Here is a 22,903-nt window from a genome sequence, read left to right as displayed (position 1 = left end):
CGACTCCATTATAATACGGTCGACCGGGGTGGTCAATAGATTTTCATTAATTTTCAGATAATATATTTATTGCGTTTTATGCTCTAAAAACCCCTTTTCACTCCTCTATCCTTTCGTCCTTCTTTCGTTCGCGAACCATAAACCTTATAATGAGGGAATAATGAAAAAGTTTAGGAGGAAAACGAATGACATATCCGATTTTTCCTCTTGGCGACAGTGCTTTGCTGATAGAAGTTGGCAAAATAATAAATGCCAACAGCCAACAGGCGGTACGGAATATCGATGCCTTACTGGAAAGCGAGCCTCCCGTTTGGCTGGTTGAGACCATTCCAGCGTTTACGACGGTCACGTTGATTTACGATCCGCTGCTCATCACCTTTAATGAAGCGAAAGTTGAAATTGCAAAGCTTTTAAAGGATCTGGCAGCAGTCTCAATTCCACCGCCCCGCACTGTCGAGATCCCCGTTTGCTACGGCGGCAACTATGGTCCGGACCTTGAATTTGTGGCAAAACATAATGGTTTGAGCCCGGAAGAAGTGATAGCCATCCACACCGGGGGCAGCTATACCGTTCATATGATTGGCTTTGCGCCTGGTTTTCCGTATCTCGGAGGCATGGCCGAAAGCATCGCGGCTCCCCGCAAAGAAACGCCGAGACTCAGCATTCCAGCGCGCAGTGTCGGCATCGCCGGTGACCAGACAGGCATCTACCCAATTTCCACACCGGGCGGCTGGCAGCTGATCGGGCGTACACCGTTCCGCCTGTTTCTGCCCGAAAATGATATTCCGAGCCTGTTGCGTGCCGGCGACAGCATTACTTTCCGCCAGATTTCAGAAGACGATTACCGGGCAATGGAGGAGGGAAAAAATGCTGACGATACGTAAGGGTGGTATGCAAACGACTGTACAGGACCTCGGCCGCACCGGCTTTCAGAAATATGGAGTTGTGGCAGCTGGCGCGATGGACCCGTATGCCTTGCGCCTGGCCAATCTCCTCGTCGGCAATGAAGAAAATGCCGCAGCACTTGAAATAGCGCTGACAGGACCTGAAATTTATTTTGAAGAAGATGCCTCCATCGCCATTTGCGGAGCCGATTTCAGCCCGCAGCTCGGTGGAAATGCAGTGGGCTTATGGAGAGCCATCGAAGTTCAGAAAGGGCAAACGCTGACTTTCGGAACTTTGCGGCGAGGCAGCAGAGCTTATCTCGCTGTCGCCGGCGGCATCGATGTGCCGGAAGTGATGGGCAGCCGCTCCACTTATCTGCGTGCAGCACTTGGCGGCTTCAACGGACGTGCTTTGGCCCCCGGTGACCAATTGGCTGCCTGTGCCACCGAGCGGCCGCAACTTTCCGGTACTGACTTTTCCTGGTTCATCCCAGCTCCTTATTACTCTTCAAAGCCGGAGATCCGCGTGACGCCTGGTCGCCAATTCGGGTTGTTTTCTGAAGCGAGCCGAAAACGATTCTTTTCGGAGCCTTTCACTGTGAGCTCACAATCAGACCGCATGGGTTACCGGCTCGACGGTGCGCCACTCGCTTTATCGGACAAGCACGAAATGATTTCAGAAGCAGTGGTTTTCGGTTCCATCCAGGTACCGCCGGGCGGCAATCCGATCGTCCTGATGGCTGATCGCCAGACTGCCGGGGGTTATCCGAAAATCGCTGAAGTGATCACGGTGGACCTGCCGCTCATCAGCCAGCTGAAACCCGGAGACCGTCTTCGGTTCACGGAAGTCACCACCGAAGAAGCGCAGCGCTTGCTGAGGCTGCAGGAAAAAACCATCAACTGTTTGAAAAATGCGATACGGCTGAAGAGGGGGCATTAACATGACTTTAAAAGTGGATTTGAATTGCGATATGGGGGAAAGCTACGGCGTTTATAAACTGGGTCAGGATGAAGAAATCCTTAATTACGTGAGCTCCGCCAATATCGCCTGCGGTTTTCACGCGGGCGATCCGGCAACGATGCGCAAAACTGTCCGGATGGCGCTTGAAAAAGACGTTGCCATCGGCGCCCATCCCGGTTTTCAAGATTTGCAAGGCTTTGGCCGCCGCAATCTGCAGCTGTCGGCGATGGAAATTTATGAACTTGTCGTCTACCAGATTGGTGCCTTATCGGGTTTTGTCCACGCAGAGGGCGGCCTCCTGCAGCACGTTAAAGCGCACGGGGCTTTATATAATATGGCCGCCAAAGATGCAGTCTATGCAGAAGCGATTGCCGAAGCGGTCTACGATGTGAATCCTGCCTTGATTCTCTACGGGCTTGCCGGCAGTGAACTGATCACCGCCGGCAATGACATCGGTTTGCGCACGGCAAGCGAAGTTTTTGCCGACCGCAGTTACGAGAGGGATGGCTCACTTACACCCCGCTCCGAACCGAATGCGCTGATAACCGATGCCGACGAAGCCATCGCCCGGGTCATACGGATGGTGCGGGACAATAAAGTCGTAACAGTCCGAGGAACCGACATTGAATTGAAAGCCGATACCATTTGCATCCACGGGGACGGAGTGAATGCACTGGCGTTTGCGGAAAAGATTTCGAAATCGTTGCGCGCAGCTGATATTGCTCCGGCCAGGGCATCGGATATCGTATAAGATTCATTAAAAAAGACATCCGCTGCTCCTCACAAAGAGGAGCAGCGGATGTCTTTTCAAATTTGCCTTAAGACGCAGAATCCTCTCTAAGACCCTTGTAAAATTCCAGGGATTCTTTTAATACCGTTCTATCGTAACCAGTCTTTTCGTAAATTCTTTCCACCCATTCTTCTATAGTTGCAAGAGGTGGGTCTTCAACAAGCCCTTTGCTTGTGCTTAAAAAGCTTTTCCAATCGAAAAACTCCCAATGCGCGATTTCAATTTCCCAAGGAATGCGAACTTCCACTAACGGCTTCGGATAAACATTGTTCTGCGAAATTTCCGCAGCTGCCAGAAACGCTTCCATTGGCACCGGCAGATACGAATAAACCTGAGTTGAAAACTTCCCATTCGGCCGGTGGTAAACTACTTTAAAGACGTCGCCATCCGGCATCACCTGCACCTCTGCCGCCGGGAAATAGCCTGGCAGTTTCTCATCCGTATAGGCAGCATCTTCAGCATCAATCAGGATCGGTTGCAGCCACTGATCTCCAAGATCACATAAAAACCGGCGTCCGTTGCGGTCGACAGCCAAAACGCCGACATGCGCATCTTCAGTTCCGAGCTCACGGCCGATGGGGTAGGCTTCCACTCCTGCTTCCTTGAAAGCGTCCAATAGCCAGATTGCCAGATCAAAGCAATTGCCGGTGACGCCATATTCCGCGCGATGCCGTTTCATCGTTCTGACATCCCTCTGTTTTGGCTGCCAATCTTTCGAATAAACCCAGGCTTTCGTCAAAGTATCCATCGGAAAACCGTCGAATTGCCGCCACACAGCAAGTATCTCTTGTGATGCTTTCATTCTCTGCCACCCGCTTCATCTCAGTTTCTACCTTTTCACTCGCCTTTTGCCATCCCCACATCTCCGGTTTCCACTAATTTCTTCAAGTTCTCAAACATTTGGTCCCATCCCTCTTCCGACTGTCCGCTATACTCTTCCATTGTGGTTTCGATGTCATCCTCTGACCAGTCTTCTTCATGCGGCACGACAATTTCCTGCTTGAATGTCATTTCACATGCCCCCTGCACCTGCGACACCCAGACGACGATCCTGTCCTGCACATCATTGAACTGCGGCATTATGAAACTGAACTCGAGCCGGTGGGGGGCATCAATCTCCAGGTATTCGCCGGTTGCCCGGTATTCCTCGCCAGCCCGCCGGTCAATAATCTCCCAACTCCCGCCAATTCGCAAATCATTCTTTGCAACAACATTGGTGGATTCCGTCGTGAACAACCATTTTTTCATCAGCTCCGGTTTGGTCCAAGCCTTATACACATCATTTGAACTGGCATTGATCCTCCGCGCCATCGTCAGAACAATAGTGGATGTTTTTTTCATCTTCCCGCTCCTTTCATTCTATTTATCTGAATTTTCTTATAATAAATATTACCATATTATCGCTTAGCAATTTGGATTTAGACAATAAAAAGCTGGCACCCCGAATTTTCCGAAGTGTCAGCTTTTCGCCCTTGCATGGAATCAGTCTGCAAATGTTCCTTTTCTCTGGCGGATCTGGTAGTAATTAAGGTGTTTAAACAACACCGATGAAGTCTCCTGGTCGATAGTAAAGCCGACTCCGTATTCGACTCTGTCGTTTCTCGTCGATTTCCGGACAACGGCCCCTTCGATTAGAAATCCCTGCTCCATTATTTCGAAACTGCATTCCAACTTTTCGCCCATAGCAATATTGACCGGCGATGTAAACCTCATGCCGGTTACACTGATATTATCCACCATTATGGATAGCGGCATTTCCCCCAGGCGGGTGATTTTGCCATTGACCGATTCATGAAAAATTACTCGGAAAAACTCGCGTCGATTTTCGCTCATTTCCTTCTCTCCTTAGTGTTCACTGTTTTACATATATAAATTAATCAGCAAGCCTTTGATTTCTCCGATTGACTGGAGTGTATCCAAACCTTCCCTTTCATTATTTAACACTTCGTCCTGAAGTTCAATCAATTTTTTGTCAATGACTTCCACAATTTGATGATTTTTCATGCCGCCACCGGGAGAAAAGCTTTGTTTATCCGATAATTGCAGCCCGAAACTTAGGGCTTCCCTCATAAATTCTTTTACAAGAATTTTATATTCCCGCAGATTTTCAAATGTTCGCTGCTCCCCGAGCTTTTCGCCCTGTGCGTCCACCCGGCTCATCAATTGATGCAAAGCATCCAGCTGCAATTTCGACTGGGATTTTTTCATGACGCTGGCAAAAGAATCGATGGACTTGTTTTCCATTGTATTTTTCTGAATCCGGTCACCCGGAATTTTTGTCTGGCTTTCGATGCGCATCGCTGTCACCCCATCTTACTTTTGATAGCTTTGTTTCCGCTTGAACATATTGATGATCAATTCGATCTCACCACGTTCTGCCGTGACCACTTTGGCAATCTGCGCCGTTGAAAAACCTTGTTTGTGCAATTGCTCGATTTTCTCATTTTCCGGCAATGCCGGATCAACTGCAGGTTCTGCAGGTTTAGCCGCAGCCTTTTGTTTCACCGCTTTCGCTTTTTTCACGGTTGTCGCCGGTTCTGTTGAAGGAGCAGGCGATTCGCTTTCGATCCGCTGTTCCAGTTTGTTCAACTGAGCTTCCATCCGGCTTTCTTTTTGTGCAATATGCTCAACGAGCCGGCTGTAAAGCTCATCGTTTTCCTGTTCCAGATTCGCTACAAACTCTTCCATGCTCGCATTCACGGATTCCGCATCTTCAAGCATAACTTTTCGCTGTTTCTGGAATTGGGATAACACGATAAACGATCGAATATTCACCGCTATCGCTAATAAAATAAGTCCAATCAGCAGCCATTCCATAGCCATCACCTGTCCTTCCGTAACAACCAACACCTAATAATATTCATGAACCGACAGCGTTGCGGAATGCAGCCGCAAAATCGCCTTTGAGTGCAATTGGGAAACCCGCGACACACTGACGCCCAGAACTTCCGCAATCTCCGTCAACTTCAAATCTTCGAAATAACATAGCGAAACGACGATCTTTTCTTTTTCGGGCAAGCGTCCGATCGCGGCAGTCAACGCTTCCTTGATGGTCCGTTCATACAGACGGCGTTCGGGAGATCCCGCTTCGCCGGTTCCGATGATATTGTATTTGCCTACCTGATTATTGTCTTCGTTAGGATTTTCATCCATCGAGATCATGGTTGACAAGGCCGCATCCGAAACGGTTTTATTGAGCTCAGCTTTCGTGATGCCCAGGAACTTACTGACTTCGGCATCGGTCACCGAATGATTGTTTTCCTGTTCCAGAACGGCATAGGCTTTTTCAATTTTCTTGACCTTTTCGCGCACAGAACGCGGCAGCCAGTCATTGTGGCGGAGGCCGTCGATGATTGCCCCTTTGATCCTCCAGGCTGCATAAGTTTCAAACTTCAGGTCCCGCTCTAAGTTGAATTTATCAAATGCGTCCAAAAGCCCGCCGTAAGCCAGACTGCGGATGTCATCTTTGTCCACTGATTTTGGCAGACTGATCATAAAGCGCTGAATTACATAATCGACCAGCGGCATATAACGTTCGACCAAATAATCACCGGCTTCCGGATCACGCTCCTGCTGCCAGCCTTCCCAGTATTCCAATTCTTCTTTTGATAATTTATCATTCAACAAGCGTTTCACCACCATTCATTTGATACCGCGGCACGTCTATTTAAAAAGCATTTTCAGCAAAAAGCCTTTGATGCCCAGTTTATAAGGGACAGGCAAGTCGAGAAATTCCCTCGTGACCTTTTTCATCGCCTGAGAAGCAAAGGTATTCGGGAACGCCAATAGGAACGGCACTTGTTTTTTTACAGCGGCCGGGATATTCGAATCACTCGGAATAAAGCCGAGTGTCCCGATTTCTTTCCCGAGAAATTGCTGCGTCACCTTGCGGAAGTTTTCCGCCGTCTGCTGTCCTTCTTTTTCTGTCGTGCATTGATTGATGATCAACTTCGTGTGGACATTCGGATCTTTCACATGCACCATTTTGACAATGGAATAGGCATCGGTGATTGAAGTGGGTTCCGGCGTCGTCACCAGAATCACATCATCGGCCGCCAGGATAAAGCGGAGATTTTCATCGGACAAGCCCGCCCCTGTGTCCAAAATCACGTAATCGACATGCCCTTGGATTTCACTGAGTTCGTCAAAAAATTTCTTCATATTCGCTTCATCGAGCTTGAACATTTCGTTGAAACCCGTTCCGCCGGAAATGAACAGCAAGCCGTTCGGCCCCTCTTCGATAATGTCCCAAATCGATAAATCTTTCTCGACCATCGTTGCAATCGACTCTTCCGGTGAACGTCCCAGGAGGACATCCACATTGGCAAAGCCAAGATCGACATCGAATAACAGCACTTTGCGATTTTGCTCCACCAGGCTCAAAGCGAAGTTCAACGCGAAATTCGATTTCCCGACGCCGCCTTTGCCGCTTGTCACGGCGATCGTACGCGTTTGTCTGCGTTCTTTTTTCGGTTTTTTCTGCAGCATTTTTTCCCGCAGCTGTTTTGCCTGATCAATCATTGTCATCTTCCCCTAGCACAAAGTTTGCGATCAACTCAGGAGTTGCCGCTAAAATATCATCTGGAACATTTTGGCCATTGGCTATATAAGTAACGGGAATGGAATAATGATAGACCAAATTCAAAATTGCGCCTGAGGAGCTGGTCTCATCCTGCTTTGTCAGGAGCAGCTGGTCCATTTTGATGGTCTGGAAATTATCGATGATTTTTCTCATGTCTTCGTATTTGGACGTCAAGCTCAACACCAGGTTGATCTGGATTTTATTTTTATCCGACAGCAATGCTTCCAGGTCATCGATGTATTGTTTCTGCTGGTAATTGCGGCCGGCCGTGTCCATCAGGATGATGTCGCAGGCCTTCAATTCGGTCATCGCAAGGGTCAGGTCTTCAGCTGAATCGACCACTTGGATCGGGATATTCAGGATGCCCGCGTATGTTTTCAATTGTTCCACTGCCGCAATGCGGTAGGTATCCGACGTGATCAACCCGACCCTTTTGCCTTCCCGCAACATCAGGTCAGCGGCAATTTTCGCGATCGTCGTCGTTTTCCCGACACCCGTCGGTCCAATAAAGCAGATGATTTCAGGATCCTTCACTTCCGGCTTTTGCTGATGTAAACCGATCAGCCGAATGATTTCCGTCTTTGCCATTCTATGAATCTGCGCCGTGGAAATATCGGGTTGCTGCCCGAGCTTCAACATCATCTTCGAAAGAATTTCCGACTGGATCTCTTTCGTCACTTCCTGGCTGTTCAAGCGCTGGTTGAGCGGCTGTAACGTCACCGGCAAATGATCTTCCTGCATCGACTGCATCATAAATTGTTTGATGCCTTTCAATTCATTGATCAGGTCACCCGTTTCGCGCTCATCCGCGGAGTTTTTATGGTTAACGCTATTAGGTGAATACGGAGGAGCCGGCTGCTGGATATCAGCGACGGATGGCTCATCCTTTTCGGGCTGCACAGCTTTCTTTTTCTTCGGCTTTGCTTCCACCGCAGCTGTGACTTCAAGCTTCTCTTTTTGGAAAAACCCGATAAAGCCGCCAACCTTCACTTTTTTCGTATTCAGGATTAACGCGTCAGCTCCCAAATCCCGTTTGATCATCGGCAATGCTTCACTGACATTCTGGACGATATAAGTTTTTAATCTCATCAGACATTAACTCCTCCACTGATATTGACGACGCCGACGCTCTGAATTTCAATGTTCGGTTCGAGTTCGTTATAAGACAACACCGGAAGATCCGGTGCAAAGCCTTCGATAAACTGGCGCATATAGATGCGGATGGCCGGTGATGTCAGCAGAATCGGCTGGACGCCGGTTTGCTGCAATTGGGACGCCTGTTCCGATATTTTCTGGAAAATCAGCTGGGACGTTTCCGGATCGATCGACAGGTAATTGCCCTGGTCGGAACGGTGCACCGACTCTGCGAATTTCTTCTCGACACTGGCTCCTGCCGTGATGACTTTCAGCGCCTCATTTTGCGGCGCATATTGCAAGGTGATCTGGCGCGACAGCGAGCGTCTGACGTATTCGGTCAAAACATCGCTATCTTTTGTTTGCGACGAATAATCCGCCAGCGTTTCCAGAATGATCAGCAGGTTACGGATTGAAACTTTCTCTTTCAAGAGTTTCATCAGCACTTTCTGCACTTCACCGATGGTCATTAAGTTTGGAATCAATTCTTCAACAACCGCCGGACTTGCTTCACGCATATTTTCAATCAACGATTTCACTTCCTGGCGGCCGATCAATTCATGGGCATGGCGCTTGATGACTTCCGTCAAATGCGTCGACACGACGGAAGGCGGATCGACGATGGCGTATCCGGCCATCTCGGCGTCTTCTTTCATGCTGTCATTGACCCACAAGGCAGGCATGCCGAATGCGGGCTCGATGGTTTCAATGCCTTCGATGCTGTCATCGTCAATTCCCGGGCTCATTGCCAAGTAATGATCGAGCATAATTTCGCCCGCGGCAACGCGGTTCCCTTTGATCTTGATGATGTATTCGTTTGGCTGGAGCTGAATATTATCGCGTATGCGGATGACCGGCACCACGATTCCAAGCTCCATTGCCAATTGCCGGCGGATCATGATGACCCGGTCCAGCAAATCGCCGCCTTGATTTTTATCGGCAATCGGAATCAGGCCGTAACCAAATTCAAATTCGATGGCATCAACGTGCAGCAGATCGATAACGCTTTCCGGACTTTTCATAGCTTCGAGTTCTTTGCCCTCTCCGGAATCGGCTTCTTTTTCGGATTTTTCTTCTGCATTCAGCGCTTTTTGCATCCTATACGCTGCGAATGAAATAATACCTGCCACCGGCAAAATCAATAAAGGGTTAATCGGTGTCAGGAATGCAATCATCATCAAAGTTGCGGATACAACATACATCATTTTCGGGTAGGCAAAAAGCTGTTTTGTAATGTCTGATCCGAGGTTGCCGTCTGAAACAGCTCTCGTGACGACGATACCCATCGCAGTTGAAATCAACAGCGCGGGAATCTGGCTCACAAGGCCATCCCCGATGGACAGCAGCGTAAACAGGCTGGCCGCTTCACCGACCGGAAGATTATGTACCATAACCCCAATCAGCAATCCGCCGATAATGTTAATGATTGTAATGATAATACCTGCGATAGCGTCCCCTTTTACGAATTTACTGGCACCATCCATGGCGCCGTAGAAATCCGCTTCCTGGCTGACTTTTTCTCTGCGGTTTTTTGCTTCCAAATCGGAAATCATGCCTGCGCCAAGATCGGCGTCGATGCTCATCTGTTTACCGGGCATGGAGTCGAGCGTAAAGCGTGCGGCAACTTCCGCTACGCGCTCCGACCCTTTTGTGATGACCAAAAATTGAATGATGACAAGAATCAGGAAGACGAGAATACCGATAATGGCACTGCCTCCGACAACAAAGGAACCGAACGTTTCGATTACTTCACCACCGGTTTGATTGGTCAGAATCGACCGTGTCGTTGAAACGTTCAGTCCGAGACGGAACAGCGTCGTCAACAGCAGCAAAGTCGGGAAAATCGAGAATTGCAGCGCTTCTTTCGTATTCATTGCCACCAGCAGAATTGTCATAGCCAGGCTGATATTTATCAGGATCAGGAAATCGAGTAATAAAGGCGGCAAAGGAATGACCATCATGACGACGATCATAAGCACGGATACTAAGACTGCATAATCTCTGATTTTCAAGTTTTCCCCACCTCCCATTGCTTGCGTGAATTGTTTAACTACTCCCCTAATTAAGCTGTCGATATTCCGCAAAACAGCTTGCTTGCCTGGGGGCTCGCGCTGAGCTAACTCGGGCTCGTTACCCTTCGCCCGAGTGGATCTCAACACTTCGCTTGGTCCCCTGGGCGTCTGCGCTGTTTTGCTCCATATCTCCATGAGTCAATTTAAGATGAAAGAGCGGAAGACGGCGACTCCTGCGGGATTAAGAGCGTGTCCTGAGACCCCGCAGTGAAGGTTTGACCGAACAACATTCGGTCGAACCTTTGCGACGAAGCGTGTAACGCTGCAGGAGCATCGGTTTTCGAAGCGAGCGAGGAGGCTCAGGCCGCTCCCCGCGGAAAGCGTCCGTCTGGAGCGATTTCATCATTCTATTTTACATCTAACTAATCTTGCCTTTTAAACGGTAGATATATGCCAACACCTCAGCTACGGCCATGAAGAGATCTTCCGGCACGTAGTCGCCGACTTCCACTTGATCGTAGAGCGCGCGGGCGAGCGGTTTATTTTCCATAATCACAATATCAAGTTCTTTCGCTTTTTCTTTAATTTTCAGTGCCAAATGATCTTTTCCCATCGCAATAACTTGCGGAGATTCCATCGTTTCGGCATCGTATTTGATCGCAATCGCGTAATGTGTCGGGTTCGTGATGAGCACATCCGCATTTGGTAAATCCTGGATCATCCGGTTCGCACTCATCTGCCGTTGTTTTTCCTTGATCTTCGACTTGATGAGCGGGTCGCCTTCTGCTTTTTTGTATTCATCTTTTATGTCTTGTTTCGACATCTTTATTCCTTTTTCGAACTCGTGTTTCTGATAGATATAATCCAGTACCGCAAGGCACAATAGAATCAGTGAAGCGGTCAGGCCCAATTTGATGACCAGCCCGCCGACAAAGCTCAATGCATGCGGAACACTTTGCTGGGATAAGAGGAACAACTCTTCTTTTGCCAGCCATAACACGAGAAAGGCTGCCGTTCCGATAATGGAGATCTTCAGCAATGATTTTGCCAATTCCACCAGTGCACGTACGGAGAAAATCCGCTTTGCCCCTTTAATCGGATTGATTCGTTCAAGCTTTGCCATAAGGGGATCACTTGAGAATATTGGACCGATTTGTATGTAGTTCCCAAGAAAACCGAAAATCATACCGATCAGCGCCATCGGGACCATGATTTTGAATCCTTCATACGCCATTTGTTCCAGTAATAATCGGGTCGAAGCAGGTGTCAGCTCCCAACTAATGAATTGGGTCAGGTTGATGCGGAAGATTCCTAGAATCTGGTCAAGCATCCAGCCGCCGGTGAAGTAAAGAAGCAGGATACCACCAAGCATTATCATGGCGGCAGCAACTTCCGGGCTTTTTGCGACCTGCCCTTTGCGTTTCGATTCCTGCCTTTTTTGCGGTGTCGCTTTTTCGGTTTTTTCACCTGCGAAAAATTGAAGATCGAGAACCAATCGTTTCTGCACTTATGTCCCTCCCATTATCCTGACCAATTGCGCCATGCTCATCATGATTTTTTCAAATAAAAATTGCAGAAGATAGAAGAAGATGGGCAGCGTCAGTAAAATCAGAATAAAGCCGACAAAGATCTTTACAGGAAAACCGACTGCGAAGATATTCAATTGAGGCACAGTTTTGGCCAATATCCCCAAGGCTACATCCACCAGAAATAATGCGCCGACAATCGGCAACGCAATTTGCAACGCAATGGTAAACATTTGCACGAATAATGCCGATATAAAAGAAGAAATATCACCAGCTTCAAAAGCGAAAGCCGTCGTTTCCACCGGGAACAGCCTCAAACTGTGCATGACACCGTCCAGCAACATATGATGGCCGTTTACCGTAATCATGAACAGGAGCGCCATCATGTACTTGAAATTACCGATGATCGGCACCTGTGCTCCGGTTTGCGGATCCAAGACGTTGGCCATCGCGAAGCCCATCTGAAAATCGATGAACGCTCCGGCAACCTGAACCGCATATAGGAGCAACGCGGCCGTAAATCCGAGCGCCAGACCAACGCCAATTTCTTTGATGACCATCAGCGAATAATAAGCATCCAGCACAATCGGCTCTTCCATCGGCAACGTGGCCACAGCCGTCAAAGCGATGAAAAATCCGAGACCGACTTTAAATTGGGCTGGCATGCCTTTCATGGAGAAAATCGGAGCGATTAAAAAGAAACTCGTAAATCGGATGAGTACTAATAAAAAATATGGCAATACTTCTAAAATAGAATTCATTACAAGCTCCTATCCGATTATTCGCGGTAGGCTTTGGAACAGATTGCGCGTGTAATCCAGCAGCGTCGTCAGCATCCACGGCCCGAAAACGACCATTGCAATGAACACAGCGAGTATTTTCGGGATGAACGCCAAAGTCTGTTCCTGGATCTGCGTCATCGCCTGGAACACACTGACCAGCAGACCTACAGCCAGCGCGATCAATAACAGCGGCGCCGCAATGATGATGATAGTATATATCGCTTGTTCGGCCAGCTTGATTACCATATCTGGAGTCATTGAGTTCTTCCTTCCTTAACTACCTAAAAACTGAGCAGCAGCGATTCGATGATGAGGTACCAGCCGTCTACCAGTACGAATAATAGAATTTTGAACGGCAATGAAATCATTACCGGCGGCAACATCATCATCCCCATTGCCATCAACGTACTGGCCACGACCATATCGATGATCAGAAACGGAACGAAAATGACAAAGCCTATTTGGAATGCCGTCTTCAACTCACTGATGGCAAATGCCGGAATGAGTGAAGTCAGCGGGATTTCCGCGATGCTTTCCGGCTTTTCCATTTCCGCGTATTTATAGAACAACGCCAGATCTTTTTCACGCGTGTGTTTCGCCATGAATTCTTTCATGGGCAAGGCCGCTGAATCCATCGCTTCTTCTTGGCCGATCTCACCGTCGAGATACGGCTGAAGCGCCGTTTCATTTATTTCCAAAAAGATCGGGGACATGATGAAAAAGGTAAGGAATAACGCGAGTCCCACCAGCACCTGGTTCGGCGGCATCGATTGTGTCCCGAGGCCGGTTCGGACGAAGGACAGCACGATAATGATGCGCGTAAAACTGGTCATCAGCACCAGGATGCCCGGTGCGATCGACAGAATTGTCAGCAGGAATAATAATTGCAGGGTGGTTGAGACGTCATCCGGATTATCGTTACCAAAATCGATTCCTGGAATATTGACGAGCAGGAGAAGAGAATCCATCATAACGAACGCCCTTCTTTATCCTGCGATTGTTGTTTCTCCAGATCTGTTTTCAATTGTTCCTGTTTGTTTCGCTGCTTAGCGAGGCTTTGCTTGAATAATTGATCAAACCCTTTCGCATGGGAAGGGTTTTTATCCAAGTGTCCGCTGACCTTTTCTTTTATGAAACTGGTTACCGTTTTCGGCAGCAGCGGCGAAGTCTGATTCTCCACATTTTTTTCAATGCCATGGATTTCATCGTCGTCGGTGAATTCTTTGATCAAGGTCACTTGATCGCCGACACCGATCAGATAAACCTGTCCGCCGACTTTCACAAGTTGGAGGGATTTATTGTTGCCTAAAGCTGTTCCGCCCATCAGCTTTACAGCTTGGTTGGGCTGAAGATTCTTTTGCTTCATCGACAGAAATTTGATCAGGCCGTATATCATAAAGACAATTAACAAGGTATAAAAGATCAATTGGCCGATCACGACGATAAAGCTTTTTTCTTCCGGCAGCGCCGCTGCTTCCACAGGCTGTTCGGGCTGTTCGACTGCCGGCTGTTCACCCTCATAACTGTCAATCACCTTCGGGTCAGCGGCTGTTCCGGATGGTGCCCATACTGCTGACAGCGCCAGCAGCAGGATTATCCCAATACTGTATAAAGACATTTTTTGGATCAAGCTTGTAGACTCCTTACATAAAGGTATTAGCGAAGCTTCGAGATACGTTCTTCTGTAGACAGGATATCGGTAACGCGGACCCCGAAGTTTTCATCGATGACCACAACTTCACCCACGGCAATCAATTTGTTGTTGACCAAAATATCGACCGGTTCACCCGCCAGTTTGTCGAGTTCGATGATTGATCCCTGAGAAACACCCAGAATTTCTTTGACTGTCCGTTTTGTGCGCCCCAGCTCCACTGTTACCTGAAGCGGAATATCCATCAGCATACTTAAGTTATTCGGTCCGGTATTGGGTGCAGCGGATTCCTCGAAACTTGAAAATTGCACCGGTTGGATGTTTGGAGATGAAGCCGGTTGTTCTTTTTTACTGTGCTCATTGTTTGAGTCAAATTGCATATCTTGTGTCTCCTCCAGCTCTTCCTCATTACCGGAATCGGTCAAGATTCCCGCCATTTGTTTTGCTAAACGCACCGGAATGCACATATGGAATGTCGCATGCCGTCCGTTTTGCGCCTTCAATTGAAACGCGGCTTCGACAAACCATTCTTCCTTTGTAAAATTCGCTGCCGGAAAATCCTCCCGCTGCTCCACCATGTCCATACCGGATAAGGAATGGGAAATTTCCGATTCCAATAAAGCAGAGAATGTCTGGGACACAGATGCATACATCTGCTGCATAATGTCCTGCAGGATTTCAAATTGCCGTTCCATATCTTCAGCGGTGCTTTCGGGATCCACCATCGCGGCCAGTTTCTGCACCTGGTCTTTATTCACCGAAACAAATTGGATGCCGGAGACGTCGCCGGTGTATTCGCCGAGCAGCACGAAGAATGGTGCCTGTGTTTTTGCCATCATCTCCGCTTTCGGTTTCACTGCCAATTTCGGTGCGCTCATCGTCACCTGGTCTGACAGCAATGAGGATAGGACAGCCGAAGAGCTGCCAAGAGCCACGCTGAATAATTCAGTCAATGCTTCGCTTTCGATTGTGGAAAGTGACGTGTTTGCCATTTTCTTTACCTCCTTCTCACTCCGGTTCAATAAGCCGTTTACTTCATCTGAAGACAAATTACCAGGTACCATCGCTGCCATCCTCCTGCGTTTGAACTTCCGTAATTTGTACCGCCAGACGGCCTTTGGAAACACCGGCTTGAGCATAAAACTTCTGCTTCTCATCAACGAGCACCGTCACCGGATCCGTATAGGATTCGCGTAAACGGATCACATCGCCATTTTTCAAGTTCAGAAAATCTTCGATATCGATCGAAGATTGGCCTAGAACTGCTTGTACACTCATTTTCGCGCCTTGAAGTTTCTTCTCCAAAGCAGCCACTTCGTGAGTTTCTTTCGTTTTTGTCTGATTCGCGAGCCAATGCCGCGCTGATAGTTTCGGCAGCACTTTTTCCAACACCAGATGAGGCAGGCAGAGATTGATGACCCCTTCCACCTCACCGATTTTCGTTTGAAGCGACACCATAATGACCGTTTCATTTGGTGGCGACATCGTCAGGAATTGCGGGTTCACTTCTATCTCCTTCAATGAAGGCGATAAACGGATCACCGATCCCCAGGCTTCCTGGAAGCATTCCAGCGCCTTGATGAAAACCCGTTCAATGATGGCCGTTTCGATTTCTGTCAAATCACTTGTTTTATGCAATGTATTTCCCTGTCCGCCGAGCAGGCGCTCAAACATGATGTACGCAACAGCCGGTGAAAATTCCATCACCATGCTGCCGGGTAAGGGGTTTGCTTCAAACACGCCAAGCAAGGAATTTTTCTCGATATTCTGGATGAATTCTTCATACGAATATTGCTCCACTCCCGTAACCGAGAGCTGGACGTATGTCCGCAGTTGTGTGGAAAAATAAGAAGTCAGCAAGCGTGCAAAATTTTCATGGATCCGCGTCAATGTTCGGATCTGGTCCTGTGAAAATCGCAGCGCTTTTTTGAAATCGTAATTATTCACTGGCCGCTCTTTGCCGAACTTATAAGGCACAGGGTTTTCTTTTTTTATGGAAGAAAGAATGGCATCTATATTTTCGTCTGTTAAATGTTCTACCATGGATGTTTCCTCCTCATTCCATCGGATCGGGCTTTTGGGCAGTCGGCAAAATATTGATCTGCTGGTAATAAGCTGTCACTTTATCCATGACTTCCGAGACCGGCTCCAGCACATGAATCTTTTTCCCCGACACCAGCGTCACCACTGTATCCGGTGTAGCTTCGACTCTTTCGATATAAACTGCATTCAAGGTAAACGGCGTTTGGTTTAATTTCGTCAATAGGATCATTTATAAGCGCCTATCGAGGGAAGTTCACCTTCCCTCAGGCCGCCCCTCCTTTATTATCGTTTCAAGTTGACAACTTCTTGAAGGATTTCATCAGAAGTTGTGATTGTGCGTGAGTTTGCCTGGAAGCCACGTTGCGCGATGATCATTTCCGTGAACTCTTCCGTTAGGTCAACGTTTGACATTTCGAGCATACCGGCTGAAACAGATGTGTTTGCACCTACTACCGTTTGAGGGTTAATGCCATCTGCACTGGCCATTCCGGTCATTTCATACAGCGAACCGCCAAATTTGCTTAGGCCTGTCGGATTTTCCGGATTTGAAATGGCAAGATCAAAAAGAACTGTCTCATCGCCATTAGGTTCTTTCCCAATGACTTCGCCTGTCCGATTAATGCTGAATGAATTATATGTTGCCTGATCGATTGTAATTGGAGCAGCTGCTCCTCCTCCATCAGGAAAACCAAGCACGTTAAATCCTTGCGAAGTAACAAGACGTCCATCTTCCGTTACCGTAAAATTACCGGCACGCGTCAAGTATTGGCCATCCTGTCCTGCAGCATCCGGATCCTGCACAATGAAGAATCCGTCGCCCATAATCGCAACATCCGTCCCAACTCCAGTAGTCATTGAAGACCCAGGGTTATGATTCACATTAATCGCCCCTGTTTGCGAACCGAGACCGACTTGCATCGGATTAGCGCCGCCACCGGACATATTCTGGCTCAAGAGATCCTGGAAGTTGATCGTGCTTTTTTTGTAGCCGATCGTATTGACGTTGGCAATATTATTACCGATAACATCCAGTTTCGTTTGGAAACCTTTCATACCTGACACACCCGCATACATTGAACGTAACATTTAAATTTCCCCTTTCAAGTAGTGCCCGTATTCCCGAAGGAATCAGACAATCTCGTTATCGCTTTTTGTTTCTGTATTCATTTCAATCCGGTTGATCGCTGTGAGCGGGATTTTCGTTCCGCTGTCGAGAAGTTCGATTGTCAGTTCACCGTTTTTGCTCGATAAAGCTTTTACGACTCCCTGTCCTGACTCCATCTGGCCATCGATTTCATGCGACCAGTCTACCGATGTGCCGATCAAGTTCGCGTGATCCGCCAGGGTTTGATTGCTGGAATTACCAACGAATTGCGTCATCGTCTTGTTGAGGTTCGTCAGCTGTTCCAAACTGGTGAACTGGGCCATCTGGCCAATAAATTCAGTATCTTTCAAGGGTTCCATCGGATCCTGATGTTTCATCTGCGTGACGAGGATTTTCAGGAATGCATCCTGGCCAAGCGAGTTTTGTTGATCTTCTGTTTTTGCAGCTATACCGCCCGTTGTGTTAGCGGCGGTTGTACTCGTAACGTTCATCCGAACACCTCTTTTCTGTTTAAACTGTGTAATCCACTTTCATCACGCCTGTACCTTGGTGATTACGCTCCACTGCTGCTTTTTCTTCACTTTGCTGATAGCCGTTGTTGTCGCGTCCCGTGGAATTCTGTCGCTGCTGCTGTTGCTGCTGCTGTTGCTGCTGCTGTTGGAAACGCCGTTCGGCTTGTGCATTCTGCTGATCGAGCGATTGCTGGGAATTGTTTTGAACGACTTCGATTTTCTCAACGGTCAGCCCTTGCTGGACCAATGTATTGCGCAGCTGATTCAGCTGCAGATCGATCGCATCTTTTGCCGCCAAACTGCTCGTGAAGATTTGTGCAGCAATTTTCCCATTCTTTTCCGTCAGGCGAATATCCAGATGCCCTAAATTGTCTGGTGAAATATTCACTTTGATCTGTGTGCTTTCGCCATTTACAGTCATGCGCAGCGAGTTTTTGAAGACTTCACCCAACTCTTCGGTCAGGTTATTCATCCGCACCACCGGAGTCTGCGCCGGTTGCGTTGTAGCTGCTGCCGGTTTCGCTGATTCTGCGGAAGCTATAGGTTGCGTCCCTTTCTGGTTGCTGTCATCCTGCTGTGAAGCTTCCTGTTGCTGTCCTCCGTCACTTCGAGCCGCAGTGACAACAGTTGCAGAGGTCTGCGCTTTTACCGCTTCCGGTTCATCGGCAGTAATCGTTTTTCCATCTGCAGTGATTTTCATTTGTTTCTCTGCTTCGGGTACGGGTACCACTCCGACTTTGTCCGCCACTTTTTTCTCACTCGCGGCAAGTGTTGCCGTAAATTCCAGAATTTTATTCGTGATTTCCACAATTTTTTCAGCATTCAAAGCGATTGCTTTGCCTTCGACCCCCATAACCGATGAAGAGAGATCGAATTTCTTATTACCCGTGGCTGATGATTCCGGCATAATATCATTCAACTTTTGAACAAGCTCAACAAGTTTGGCTTGCACATCCGCAGGCAACGCCTGTTTTTGGGCATCCGGCAAAACCGGCGTGAATTTTCTGCGGCCACCCGTATCCACCAAAATCGTTCCTTCGTTTCTTTCCGGCTGGACCGTGATGAGTTGCAGCAATTCCGACATGACTTTCTGCTGCGCTTCGGTAAGCTCTTCGACCGGTTGCTCTTGCAGTTCGGCCAGCATGTCTTCAATTTTTTTCAACAGCGCTTTCGGCAATGCCGCTTCCTGATGTTCTCCAGACTGTCCGCCATCGGCCAGTGCCTTGAGCAAAACCGAGAAAGCTTTTGCCCCTTCTGTGGATAATGCTTCTGTTTTGGCAGATGCCGTGTCAGCAGAAGGCTTTACAGTCATTGTGGATATTGCACCTATAGTAGTTATCGAATTCACCCTCTTTCAGCGATACTGGCTTTCGATTTTCGGTAAAACCTTGCGCTCGCCAATTCATCGAAGAAATTTTGTTCTTCTATTTTCTTTTCTTCCTGAAACTTGCCCAGCTCCTGCTCTTTCAAATTGCCCCAGGTCTTTTCTTCCTGCGCTTTTTGCTGCAGTTGATTCTGGGACCGTGAAACATTGCCCTGAAGAAATTCCAGCTCCCGGTTCGTCATCGTGGATTGTTCCTGCAGCTGGTTTATGTACATTTCCAGCATCCGCAACTCAGCAATATTGGTGCCGCTCAGCTGTTTCTCTTTTTTTAGATGTTCGGCTTCTGAAAGTTTGTCAGTAATTTCCAGACTCTTTTGATGGCCCGCTTGCTCTTTTTTTATCGCGTCGGCCATTTGAACCTGGGCAAAGCCTTTCTCATTCTCTTTCAGTTCAAGGATTTTTTGAAATCGGAAATTGAATTGTGTCAATTCTTAGCCCCCCCAAATTGCTCTGTCAATTTTTCAATACTTGCTTCAAGCGTTGTGTTTTCGTAAATATCTTGCTGCAAATAATCTTTGATCAACGGATAGGATCTGATTGCCAAATCGATTTCTTTATTGGCGCCAGCTTTATAGGCACCGATATTGATCAGGTCTTCGGCCGAATCATAGGCCGACAGCATCTTTTTGAATTGGATTGCCGCCTGCTGGTGTTCCGGCGAAACGACTTCGTGCATGACGCGGCTGACGCTGGCCATGACATTGATCGCCGGAAACTGTCCTTTTTGCGCGATTTTGCGGTCGAGGACGATATGCCCGTCCAGGATTCCGCGCACTGCATCCGCAATCGGTTCGTTCATGTCATCGCCGTCGACCAATACGGTGTAAAACGCCGTGATCGACCCTTTTGCCGACGTTCCCGAGCGTTCCAATAATTTTGGCAATAAAGCAAAAACACTCGGCGTGTAGCCTTTGCTGGTCGGCGGTTCACCGACAGCGAGCCCCACTTCGCGCTGCGCCATGGCAAAGCGTGTCACCGAATCCATCATCAGCATGACGTTTTTGCCCTGATCCCGAAAATATTCCGCAATCGTGGTGGCCGTCATCGCACCTTTGATGCGCTGCAAGGGAGTCTGATCTGAAGTTGCCGCTATGATGACCGATTTCTTCAACCCTTCAGGACCAAGGTCCCGTTCGATAAAGTCACGCACTTCCCGGCCCCGTTCGCCGATGAGCGCGATGACATTGACGTCTGCTTCCGTGTTGCGGGCAATCATGCCGAGCAATGTGCTCTTGCCGACGCCGCTCCCGGCGAAAACGCCGATGCGCTGGCCCTGGCCAACCGTGAGCAATCCGTCAATCGCGCGGATACCGACTTCCAACGGCTTGTCGATTCGCGGCCGATGCAAAGGGTTCGGCGGTGTGTTGTTTGTCGAATATTTCTTGAGCCCTTTCGGCAATCGTGTTTCGTCCAGCGGATTGCCCGTGCCGTCCAGCACTTTTCCGAGAATCGATGGGCCAATTTTGATTTGCAGTGGAACGCCAGTCGCTACTACCAGGCAACCGGGTCCGATCTGGGAAATATCGTTCAACGGCATGAGCATCAATTTGTTTTCCCGGAATCCGACGACTTCCGCTTCGATCGGTTTTTCGTAATGATTCGGATACAATAAACAAATTTCACCGATTTTGGCGTTCGGGCCTTTCGATTCGATTGTCAAACCGATCACCTGCACCACTTTGCCGTGTTTTTTAATCGGTTCCACTTCATCAATCAGCGACAGGTATTCATCTTTCCGCTGGTTCATCATTTGTTTTCTCCTCACAATAAGCGAGCAAATGCTTTTTGATTTCTTCCAGCTGGCTGTCGATGGTGACATCATAAGAGCCGCTCGGCGTATGCAGCATACAGCCGCCGGACTCGACATTGGCCACTGGTATCATTTTCAATTCGCAGTCAGCCCGAACATAAGTTTTCAGCTCTTCCAGGAAGGGTACTAATATCGGATAATCGTCCAGCGACACTTGCATGATGATGTCTTCGGCTTCTTCGATATGTTTTAACGCCTGCTTGACGATATTCACCAGCTGTTCTTCGTGCTGCGCCAACTCTTCTTTGATGACGCGTTCGGCAATGCGCACACTCAAACTCAAAAGGAAGGTTTCAGCTTCCTGAACAATTTTCGCTTTTTCTGTATAGGCTTCCCGGATCAGCGCTTCCATCGCGAGTCTTTTTTCCGCAAAATCTTCTTCAGCTTGCTGGTAGCCTTGCTGTTTGCCGGCATCAAATCCTTGCGCCGTCGCCACATCCGCCAGGAGTTCAGCTTCTGATTGGGCTTCTGTGCGCGCTTGTTCCCACCAGGATTCGATGTCGATTTGTGCCTGTTGCTGCTGTTCCTGCAATGCCGTTTCCAATTCAACTTTCCGTGCCAATAAAGCTTCGATCTCCAACTTAACGGATTGCTTTTGCTGTTCTGGATCCTGCTCTTCCTCTGGTCCCTGAACTTTTTTGAACTCAATCTTTTTGGTCTTAAGTATCTTGGCCGCAACGGGCTTTCCGTGATGATAGCGGATGATATTAGACAATCAGCTCATCTCCATCTCCACGAGACACCATAATTTCCCCTTTTTCTTCCAGACTGCGAACCAACCCAACAATATTCGTCTGGGCATTTTCCACATCTTTCAGCTTCACAGGTCCCATTACATCGATCTCGTCGCGAATAACTTCCGCTCTGCGTGCAGACATATTTGAGAAGATGCCATCTTTGACCTCTTCGCTTGCCACTTTTAATGAGAATGTCAAATCAGCATCCGATACTTCGCGGATCACGCGCTGAATCGAGCGCGTTTCCAGCGTAATGATGTCTTCAAACACAAACATCCGCTTTTTGATCTCTGCGACCAGTTCCGGATCATCAATTTCCAACTCGGAAAGAATCGCTTTTTCCGTTCCTCTGTCCACGTTATTCAATACTTGGACAATCGCTTCAACACCGCCGGTAGCCGTATAATCCTGGGCTCCGGAAGCTGACAGCTTGCGTTCGATGATCTGCTCCACCTGGTGAATCACATCCGGCGACGTGCTTTCCATCAAAGCGATTCTGCGGGCAACTTCCGCCTGTTTAGCCGGAGGCAGCTGAGAAATGACCTGCGATGATTGTTTCGAATCCAAATAGGACAGCACCAGTGCAATCGTCTGGGCATGCTCATGCTGCAAAATATTAAACAGTTGATTTGGATCTGCCCGTCTTGCGAAGTTGAACGGTTTGACGTGAAGCTTGCTTGTTAAACGGCCAATCGTATCAAGTGCCCGGTCTTTCCCCAGCGCCTTTTCCAATATACCTCTTGCATATTCAAGACCGCCTTCATCCATGAAGTCCTGGCCGATTATCATTTCGTAAAACTCTTCGACCACTTTTTCGGTCTGGCTGCTTTTTAACTGCCGAACATTTGAAATTTCCATCGTCAATTGATCGATTTCCGGTTCCGTCAGCTGTTTAAAAATCTCAACCGCCACATCCGGTCCAAGGCCGACCAGCAAAACAGCTACTTTCTGTATACCGGTCAACTCTTTTGCACTTTTAACCACAGTTCA

At 48.2% G+C, this 22,903-nt stretch carries 27 protein-coding genes; 3 read left to right on the top strand and 24 right to left on the bottom strand.

The window, feature by feature from the left end; all coding sequences use genetic code 11:
* Positions 1–185 precede the first annotated feature (185 nt).
* Genes pxpB through DHX103_RS08920 form a run of 3 tightly spaced genes read left to right on the top strand, consistent with a single transcriptional unit; the run spans position 186 to position 2,596 of the window.
* Complete coding sequence (gene pxpB, locus DHX103_RS08930) at positions 186–884, top strand: 5-oxoprolinase subunit PxpB (RefSeq protein ID WP_422121941.1); 699 nt, start codon at positions 186–188, stop codon at positions 882–884.
* The gene (locus DHX103_RS08925) at positions 868–1,824 is read left to right on the top strand and encodes a biotin-dependent carboxyltransferase family protein (protein ID WP_422121940.1); all 957 of its coding nucleotides are present in this window, start codon (positions 868–870) and stop codon (positions 1,822–1,824) included. The genes pxpB and DHX103_RS08925 overlap by 17 nt, the downstream gene beginning before the upstream one ends.
* Before the next feature lies 1 nt (position 1,825).
* Positions 1,826–2,596, top strand: coding sequence for a LamB/YcsF family protein (locus DHX103_RS08920; RefSeq protein WP_422121939.1), 771 nt, complete (start codon positions 1,826–1,828; stop codon positions 2,594–2,596).
* Positions 2,597–2,663: 67 nt separating this feature from the next.
* On the opposite strand, the gene DHX103_RS08915 is transcribed toward DHX103_RS08920, so the two are convergent.
* From DHX103_RS08915 to fliG, 24 genes are all read right to left on the bottom strand, one after another.
* Positions 2,664–3,437, bottom strand: a complete 774-nt coding sequence (locus DHX103_RS08915; protein WP_422121938.1) for a hypothetical protein — start codon at positions 3,435–3,437, stop codon at positions 2,664–2,666.
* 35 nt (positions 3,438–3,472) lie between these two features.
* Positions 3,473–3,976 carry an SRPBCC family protein gene (locus DHX103_RS08910; protein ID WP_422121937.1) on the bottom strand — a complete coding sequence of 168 codons (504 nt, stop codon included), beginning with the start codon at positions 3,974–3,976 and terminating at the stop codon, positions 3,473–3,475.
* A gap of 141 nt (positions 3,977–4,117) precedes the next feature.
* Complete coding sequence (locus DHX103_RS08905; protein WP_422121936.1) at positions 4,118–4,468, bottom strand: PilZ domain-containing protein; 351 nt, start codon at positions 4,466–4,468, stop codon at positions 4,118–4,120.
* A 27-nt stretch (positions 4,469–4,495) separates the two neighbouring features.
* Complete coding sequence (locus DHX103_RS08900; RefSeq protein ID WP_422121935.1) at positions 4,496–4,933, bottom strand: YaaR family protein; 438 nt, start codon at positions 4,931–4,933, stop codon at positions 4,496–4,498.
* Positions 4,934–4,948: 15 nt separating this feature from the next.
* Positions 4,949–5,458 (bottom strand): DUF6115 domain-containing protein, encoded by a 510-nt coding sequence (locus DHX103_RS08895; RefSeq protein WP_422121934.1) that lies wholly within the window; start codon positions 5,456–5,458, stop codon positions 4,949–4,951.
* 27 nt (positions 5,459–5,485) lie between these two features.
* Positions 5,486–6,271, bottom strand: a complete 786-nt coding sequence (locus tag DHX103_RS08890; protein WP_422124747.1) for a FliA/WhiG family RNA polymerase sigma factor — start codon at positions 6,269–6,271, stop codon at positions 5,486–5,488.
* A gap of 27 nt (positions 6,272–6,298) precedes the next feature.
* The gene (locus DHX103_RS08885) at positions 6,299–7,156 is read right to left on the bottom strand and encodes a MinD/ParA family protein (RefSeq protein WP_422121933.1); all 858 of its coding nucleotides are present in this window, start codon (positions 7,154–7,156) and stop codon (positions 6,299–6,301) included.
* The gene (gene flhF, locus DHX103_RS08880; RefSeq protein WP_422121932.1) at positions 7,149–8,306 is read right to left on the bottom strand and encodes a flagellar biosynthesis protein FlhF; all 1,158 of its coding nucleotides are present in this window, start codon (positions 8,304–8,306) and stop codon (positions 7,149–7,151) included. The genes DHX103_RS08885 and flhF overlap by 8 nt, the downstream gene beginning before the upstream one ends.
* Positions 8,306–10,363 carry a flagellar biosynthesis protein FlhA gene (gene flhA, locus DHX103_RS08875; protein ID WP_422121931.1) on the bottom strand — a complete coding sequence of 686 codons (2,058 nt, stop codon included), beginning with the start codon at positions 10,361–10,363 and terminating at the stop codon, positions 8,306–8,308. Before flhA ends, flhF begins: the two co-directional genes overlap by 1 nt.
* A gap of 418 nt (positions 10,364–10,781) precedes the next feature.
* Positions 10,782–11,870: a flagellar biosynthesis protein FlhB gene (gene flhB, locus DHX103_RS08870; RefSeq protein WP_422121930.1), complete on the bottom strand. Its 1,089-nt coding sequence runs from the start codon at positions 11,868–11,870 to the stop codon at positions 10,782–10,784.
* The gene (gene fliR, locus DHX103_RS08865) at positions 11,871–12,650 is read right to left on the bottom strand and encodes a flagellar biosynthetic protein FliR (RefSeq protein WP_422121929.1); all 780 of its coding nucleotides are present in this window, start codon (positions 12,648–12,650) and stop codon (positions 11,871–11,873) included.
* A gap of 9 nt (positions 12,651–12,659) precedes the next feature.
* Positions 12,660–12,929: a flagellar biosynthesis protein FliQ gene (fliQ, locus tag DHX103_RS08860; protein ID WP_422121928.1), complete on the bottom strand. Its 270-nt coding sequence runs from the start codon at positions 12,927–12,929 to the stop codon at positions 12,660–12,662.
* A 23-nt stretch (positions 12,930–12,952) separates the two neighbouring features.
* Entirely contained in the window at positions 12,953–13,639 is a 687-nt protein-coding gene (gene fliP / locus DHX103_RS08855) for a flagellar type III secretion system pore protein FliP (RefSeq protein ID WP_422124746.1), read from the bottom strand.
* On the bottom strand, positions 13,639–14,301 hold the full coding sequence (locus DHX103_RS08850; protein WP_422121927.1) for a flagellar biosynthetic protein FliO: 663 nt from the start codon (positions 14,299–14,301) through the stop codon (positions 13,639–13,641). The genes fliP and DHX103_RS08850 overlap by 1 nt, the downstream gene beginning before the upstream one ends.
* A gap of 26 nt (positions 14,302–14,327) precedes the next feature.
* Positions 14,328–15,386: a flagellar motor switch phosphatase FliY gene (gene fliY, locus DHX103_RS08845; protein ID WP_422121926.1), complete on the bottom strand. Its 1,059-nt coding sequence runs from the start codon at positions 15,384–15,386 to the stop codon at positions 14,328–14,330.
* The gene (fliM, locus tag DHX103_RS08840) at positions 15,373–16,365 is read right to left on the bottom strand and encodes a flagellar motor switch protein FliM (RefSeq protein WP_422121925.1); all 993 of its coding nucleotides are present in this window, start codon (positions 16,363–16,365) and stop codon (positions 15,373–15,375) included. The genes fliY and fliM overlap by 14 nt, the downstream gene beginning before the upstream one ends.
* A gap of 13 nt (positions 16,366–16,378) precedes the next feature.
* Positions 16,379–16,594 carry a flagellar FlbD family protein gene (locus DHX103_RS08835; protein WP_422121924.1) on the bottom strand — a complete coding sequence of 72 codons (216 nt, stop codon included), beginning with the start codon at positions 16,592–16,594 and terminating at the stop codon, positions 16,379–16,381.
* 53 nt (positions 16,595–16,647) lie between these two features.
* Entirely contained in the window at positions 16,648–17,451 is an 804-nt protein-coding gene (locus tag DHX103_RS08830) for a flagellar hook-basal body complex protein (protein ID WP_422121923.1), read from the bottom strand.
* Positions 17,452–17,493: 42 nt separating this feature from the next.
* Positions 17,494–17,961 carry a flagellar hook assembly protein FlgD gene (gene flgD, locus DHX103_RS08825; RefSeq protein ID WP_422121922.1) on the bottom strand — a complete coding sequence of 156 codons (468 nt, stop codon included), beginning with the start codon at positions 17,959–17,961 and terminating at the stop codon, positions 17,494–17,496.
* Positions 17,962–17,980: 19 nt separating this feature from the next.
* Positions 17,981–19,294, bottom strand: a complete 1,314-nt coding sequence (locus tag DHX103_RS08820) for a flagellar hook-length control protein FliK (protein ID WP_422121921.1) — start codon at positions 19,292–19,294, stop codon at positions 17,981–17,983.
* Between the two features lie 32 nt (positions 19,295–19,326).
* On the bottom strand, positions 19,327–19,794 hold the full coding sequence (gene fliJ, locus DHX103_RS08815) for a flagellar export protein FliJ (protein WP_422121920.1): 468 nt from the start codon (positions 19,792–19,794) through the stop codon (positions 19,327–19,329).
* Entirely contained in the window at positions 19,791–21,113 is a 1,323-nt protein-coding gene (fliI, locus tag DHX103_RS08810; protein ID WP_422124745.1) for a flagellar protein export ATPase FliI, read from the bottom strand. Before fliI ends, fliJ begins: the two co-directional genes overlap by 4 nt.
* Entirely contained in the window at positions 21,094–21,891 is a 798-nt protein-coding gene (locus DHX103_RS08805) for a FliH/SctL family protein (protein ID WP_422121919.1), read from the bottom strand. The genes fliI and DHX103_RS08805 overlap by 20 nt, the downstream gene beginning before the upstream one ends.
* Positions 21,884–22,897, bottom strand: coding sequence for a flagellar motor switch protein FliG (gene fliG / locus DHX103_RS08800; protein ID WP_422121918.1), 1,014 nt, complete (start codon positions 22,895–22,897; stop codon positions 21,884–21,886). The genes DHX103_RS08805 and fliG overlap by 8 nt, the downstream gene beginning before the upstream one ends.
* Between the last annotated feature and the right edge of the window lie 6 nt (positions 22,898–22,903).

The organism is Planococcus daihaiensis (assembly GCF_049262615.1).
Lineage (GTDB): Bacteria > Bacillota > Bacilli > Bacillales_A > Planococcaceae > Planococcus.
This window is presented reverse-complemented; position numbering and strand designations above follow the sequence as displayed.

Excerpts from the sequence above, each read along its gene's own strand:
- DHX103_RS08830 (WP_422121923.1), bottom strand. The coding sequence starts at position 17,451 with ATGTTACGTTCAATGTATGCGGGTGTGTCAGGTATGAAAGGTTTCCAA.
- DHX103_RS08885 (WP_422121933.1), bottom strand. The coding sequence starts at position 7,156 with ATGATTGATCAGGCAAAACAGCTGCGGGAAAAAATGCTGCAGAAAAAA.
- DHX103_RS08925 (WP_422121940.1), top strand. The coding sequence starts at position 868 with ATGCTGACGATACGTAAGGGTGGTATGCAAACGACTGTACAGGACCTC.
- DHX103_RS08900 (WP_422121935.1), bottom strand. The coding sequence starts at position 4,933 with ATGCGCATCGAAAGCCAGACAAAAATTCCGGGTGACCGGATTCAGAAA.
- DHX103_RS08910 (WP_422121937.1), bottom strand. The coding sequence starts at position 3,976 with ATGAAAAAAACATCCACTATTGTTCTGACGATGGCGCGGAGGATCAAT.
- DHX103_RS08895 (WP_422121934.1), bottom strand. The coding sequence starts at position 5,458 with ATGGCTATGGAATGGCTGCTGATTGGACTTATTTTATTAGCGATAGCG.
- DHX103_RS08835 (WP_422121924.1), bottom strand. The coding sequence starts at position 16,594 with ATGATCCTATTGACGAAATTAAACCAAACGCCGTTTACCTTGAATGCA.
- pxpB (WP_422121941.1), top strand. The coding sequence starts at position 186 with ATGACATATCCGATTTTTCCTCTTGGCGACAGTGCTTTGCTGATAGAA.
- fliR (WP_422121929.1), bottom strand. The coding sequence starts at position 12,650 with ATGAATTCTATTTTAGAAGTATTGCCATATTTTTTATTAGTACTCATC.
- DHX103_RS08915 (WP_422121938.1), bottom strand. The coding sequence starts at position 3,437 with ATGAAAGCATCACAAGAGATACTTGCTGTGTGGCGGCAATTCGACGGT.
- fliM (WP_422121925.1), bottom strand. The coding sequence starts at position 16,365 with ATGGTAGAACATTTAACAGACGAAAATATAGATGCCATTCTTTCTTCC.
- fliI (WP_422124745.1), bottom strand. The coding sequence starts at position 21,113 with ATGAACCAGCGGAAAGATGAATACCTGTCGCTGATTGATGAAGTGGAA.
- DHX103_RS08905 (WP_422121936.1), bottom strand. The coding sequence starts at position 4,468 with ATGAGCGAAAATCGACGCGAGTTTTTCCGAGTAATTTTTCATGAATCG.
- fliY (WP_422121926.1), bottom strand. The coding sequence starts at position 15,386 with ATGGTACCTGGTAATTTGTCTTCAGATGAAGTAAACGGCTTATTGAAC.
- DHX103_RS08920 (WP_422121939.1), top strand. The coding sequence starts at position 1,826 with ATGACTTTAAAAGTGGATTTGAATTGCGATATGGGGGAAAGCTACGGC.
- flhF (WP_422121932.1), bottom strand. The coding sequence starts at position 8,306 with ATGAGATTAAAAACTTATATCGTCCAGAATGTCAGTGAAGCATTGCCG.
- fliQ (WP_422121928.1), bottom strand. The coding sequence starts at position 12,929 with ATGACTCCAGATATGGTAATCAAGCTGGCCGAACAAGCGATATATACT.
- flgD (WP_422121922.1), bottom strand. The coding sequence starts at position 17,961 with ATGAACGTTACGAGTACAACCGCCGCTAACACAACGGGCGGTATAGCT.
- DHX103_RS08820 (WP_422121921.1), bottom strand. The coding sequence starts at position 19,294 with ATGACTGTAAAGCCTTCTGCTGACACGGCATCTGCCAAAACAGAAGCA.
- fliP (WP_422124746.1), bottom strand. The coding sequence starts at position 13,639 with ATGGATTCTCTTCTCCTGCTCGTCAATATTCCAGGAATCGATTTTGGT.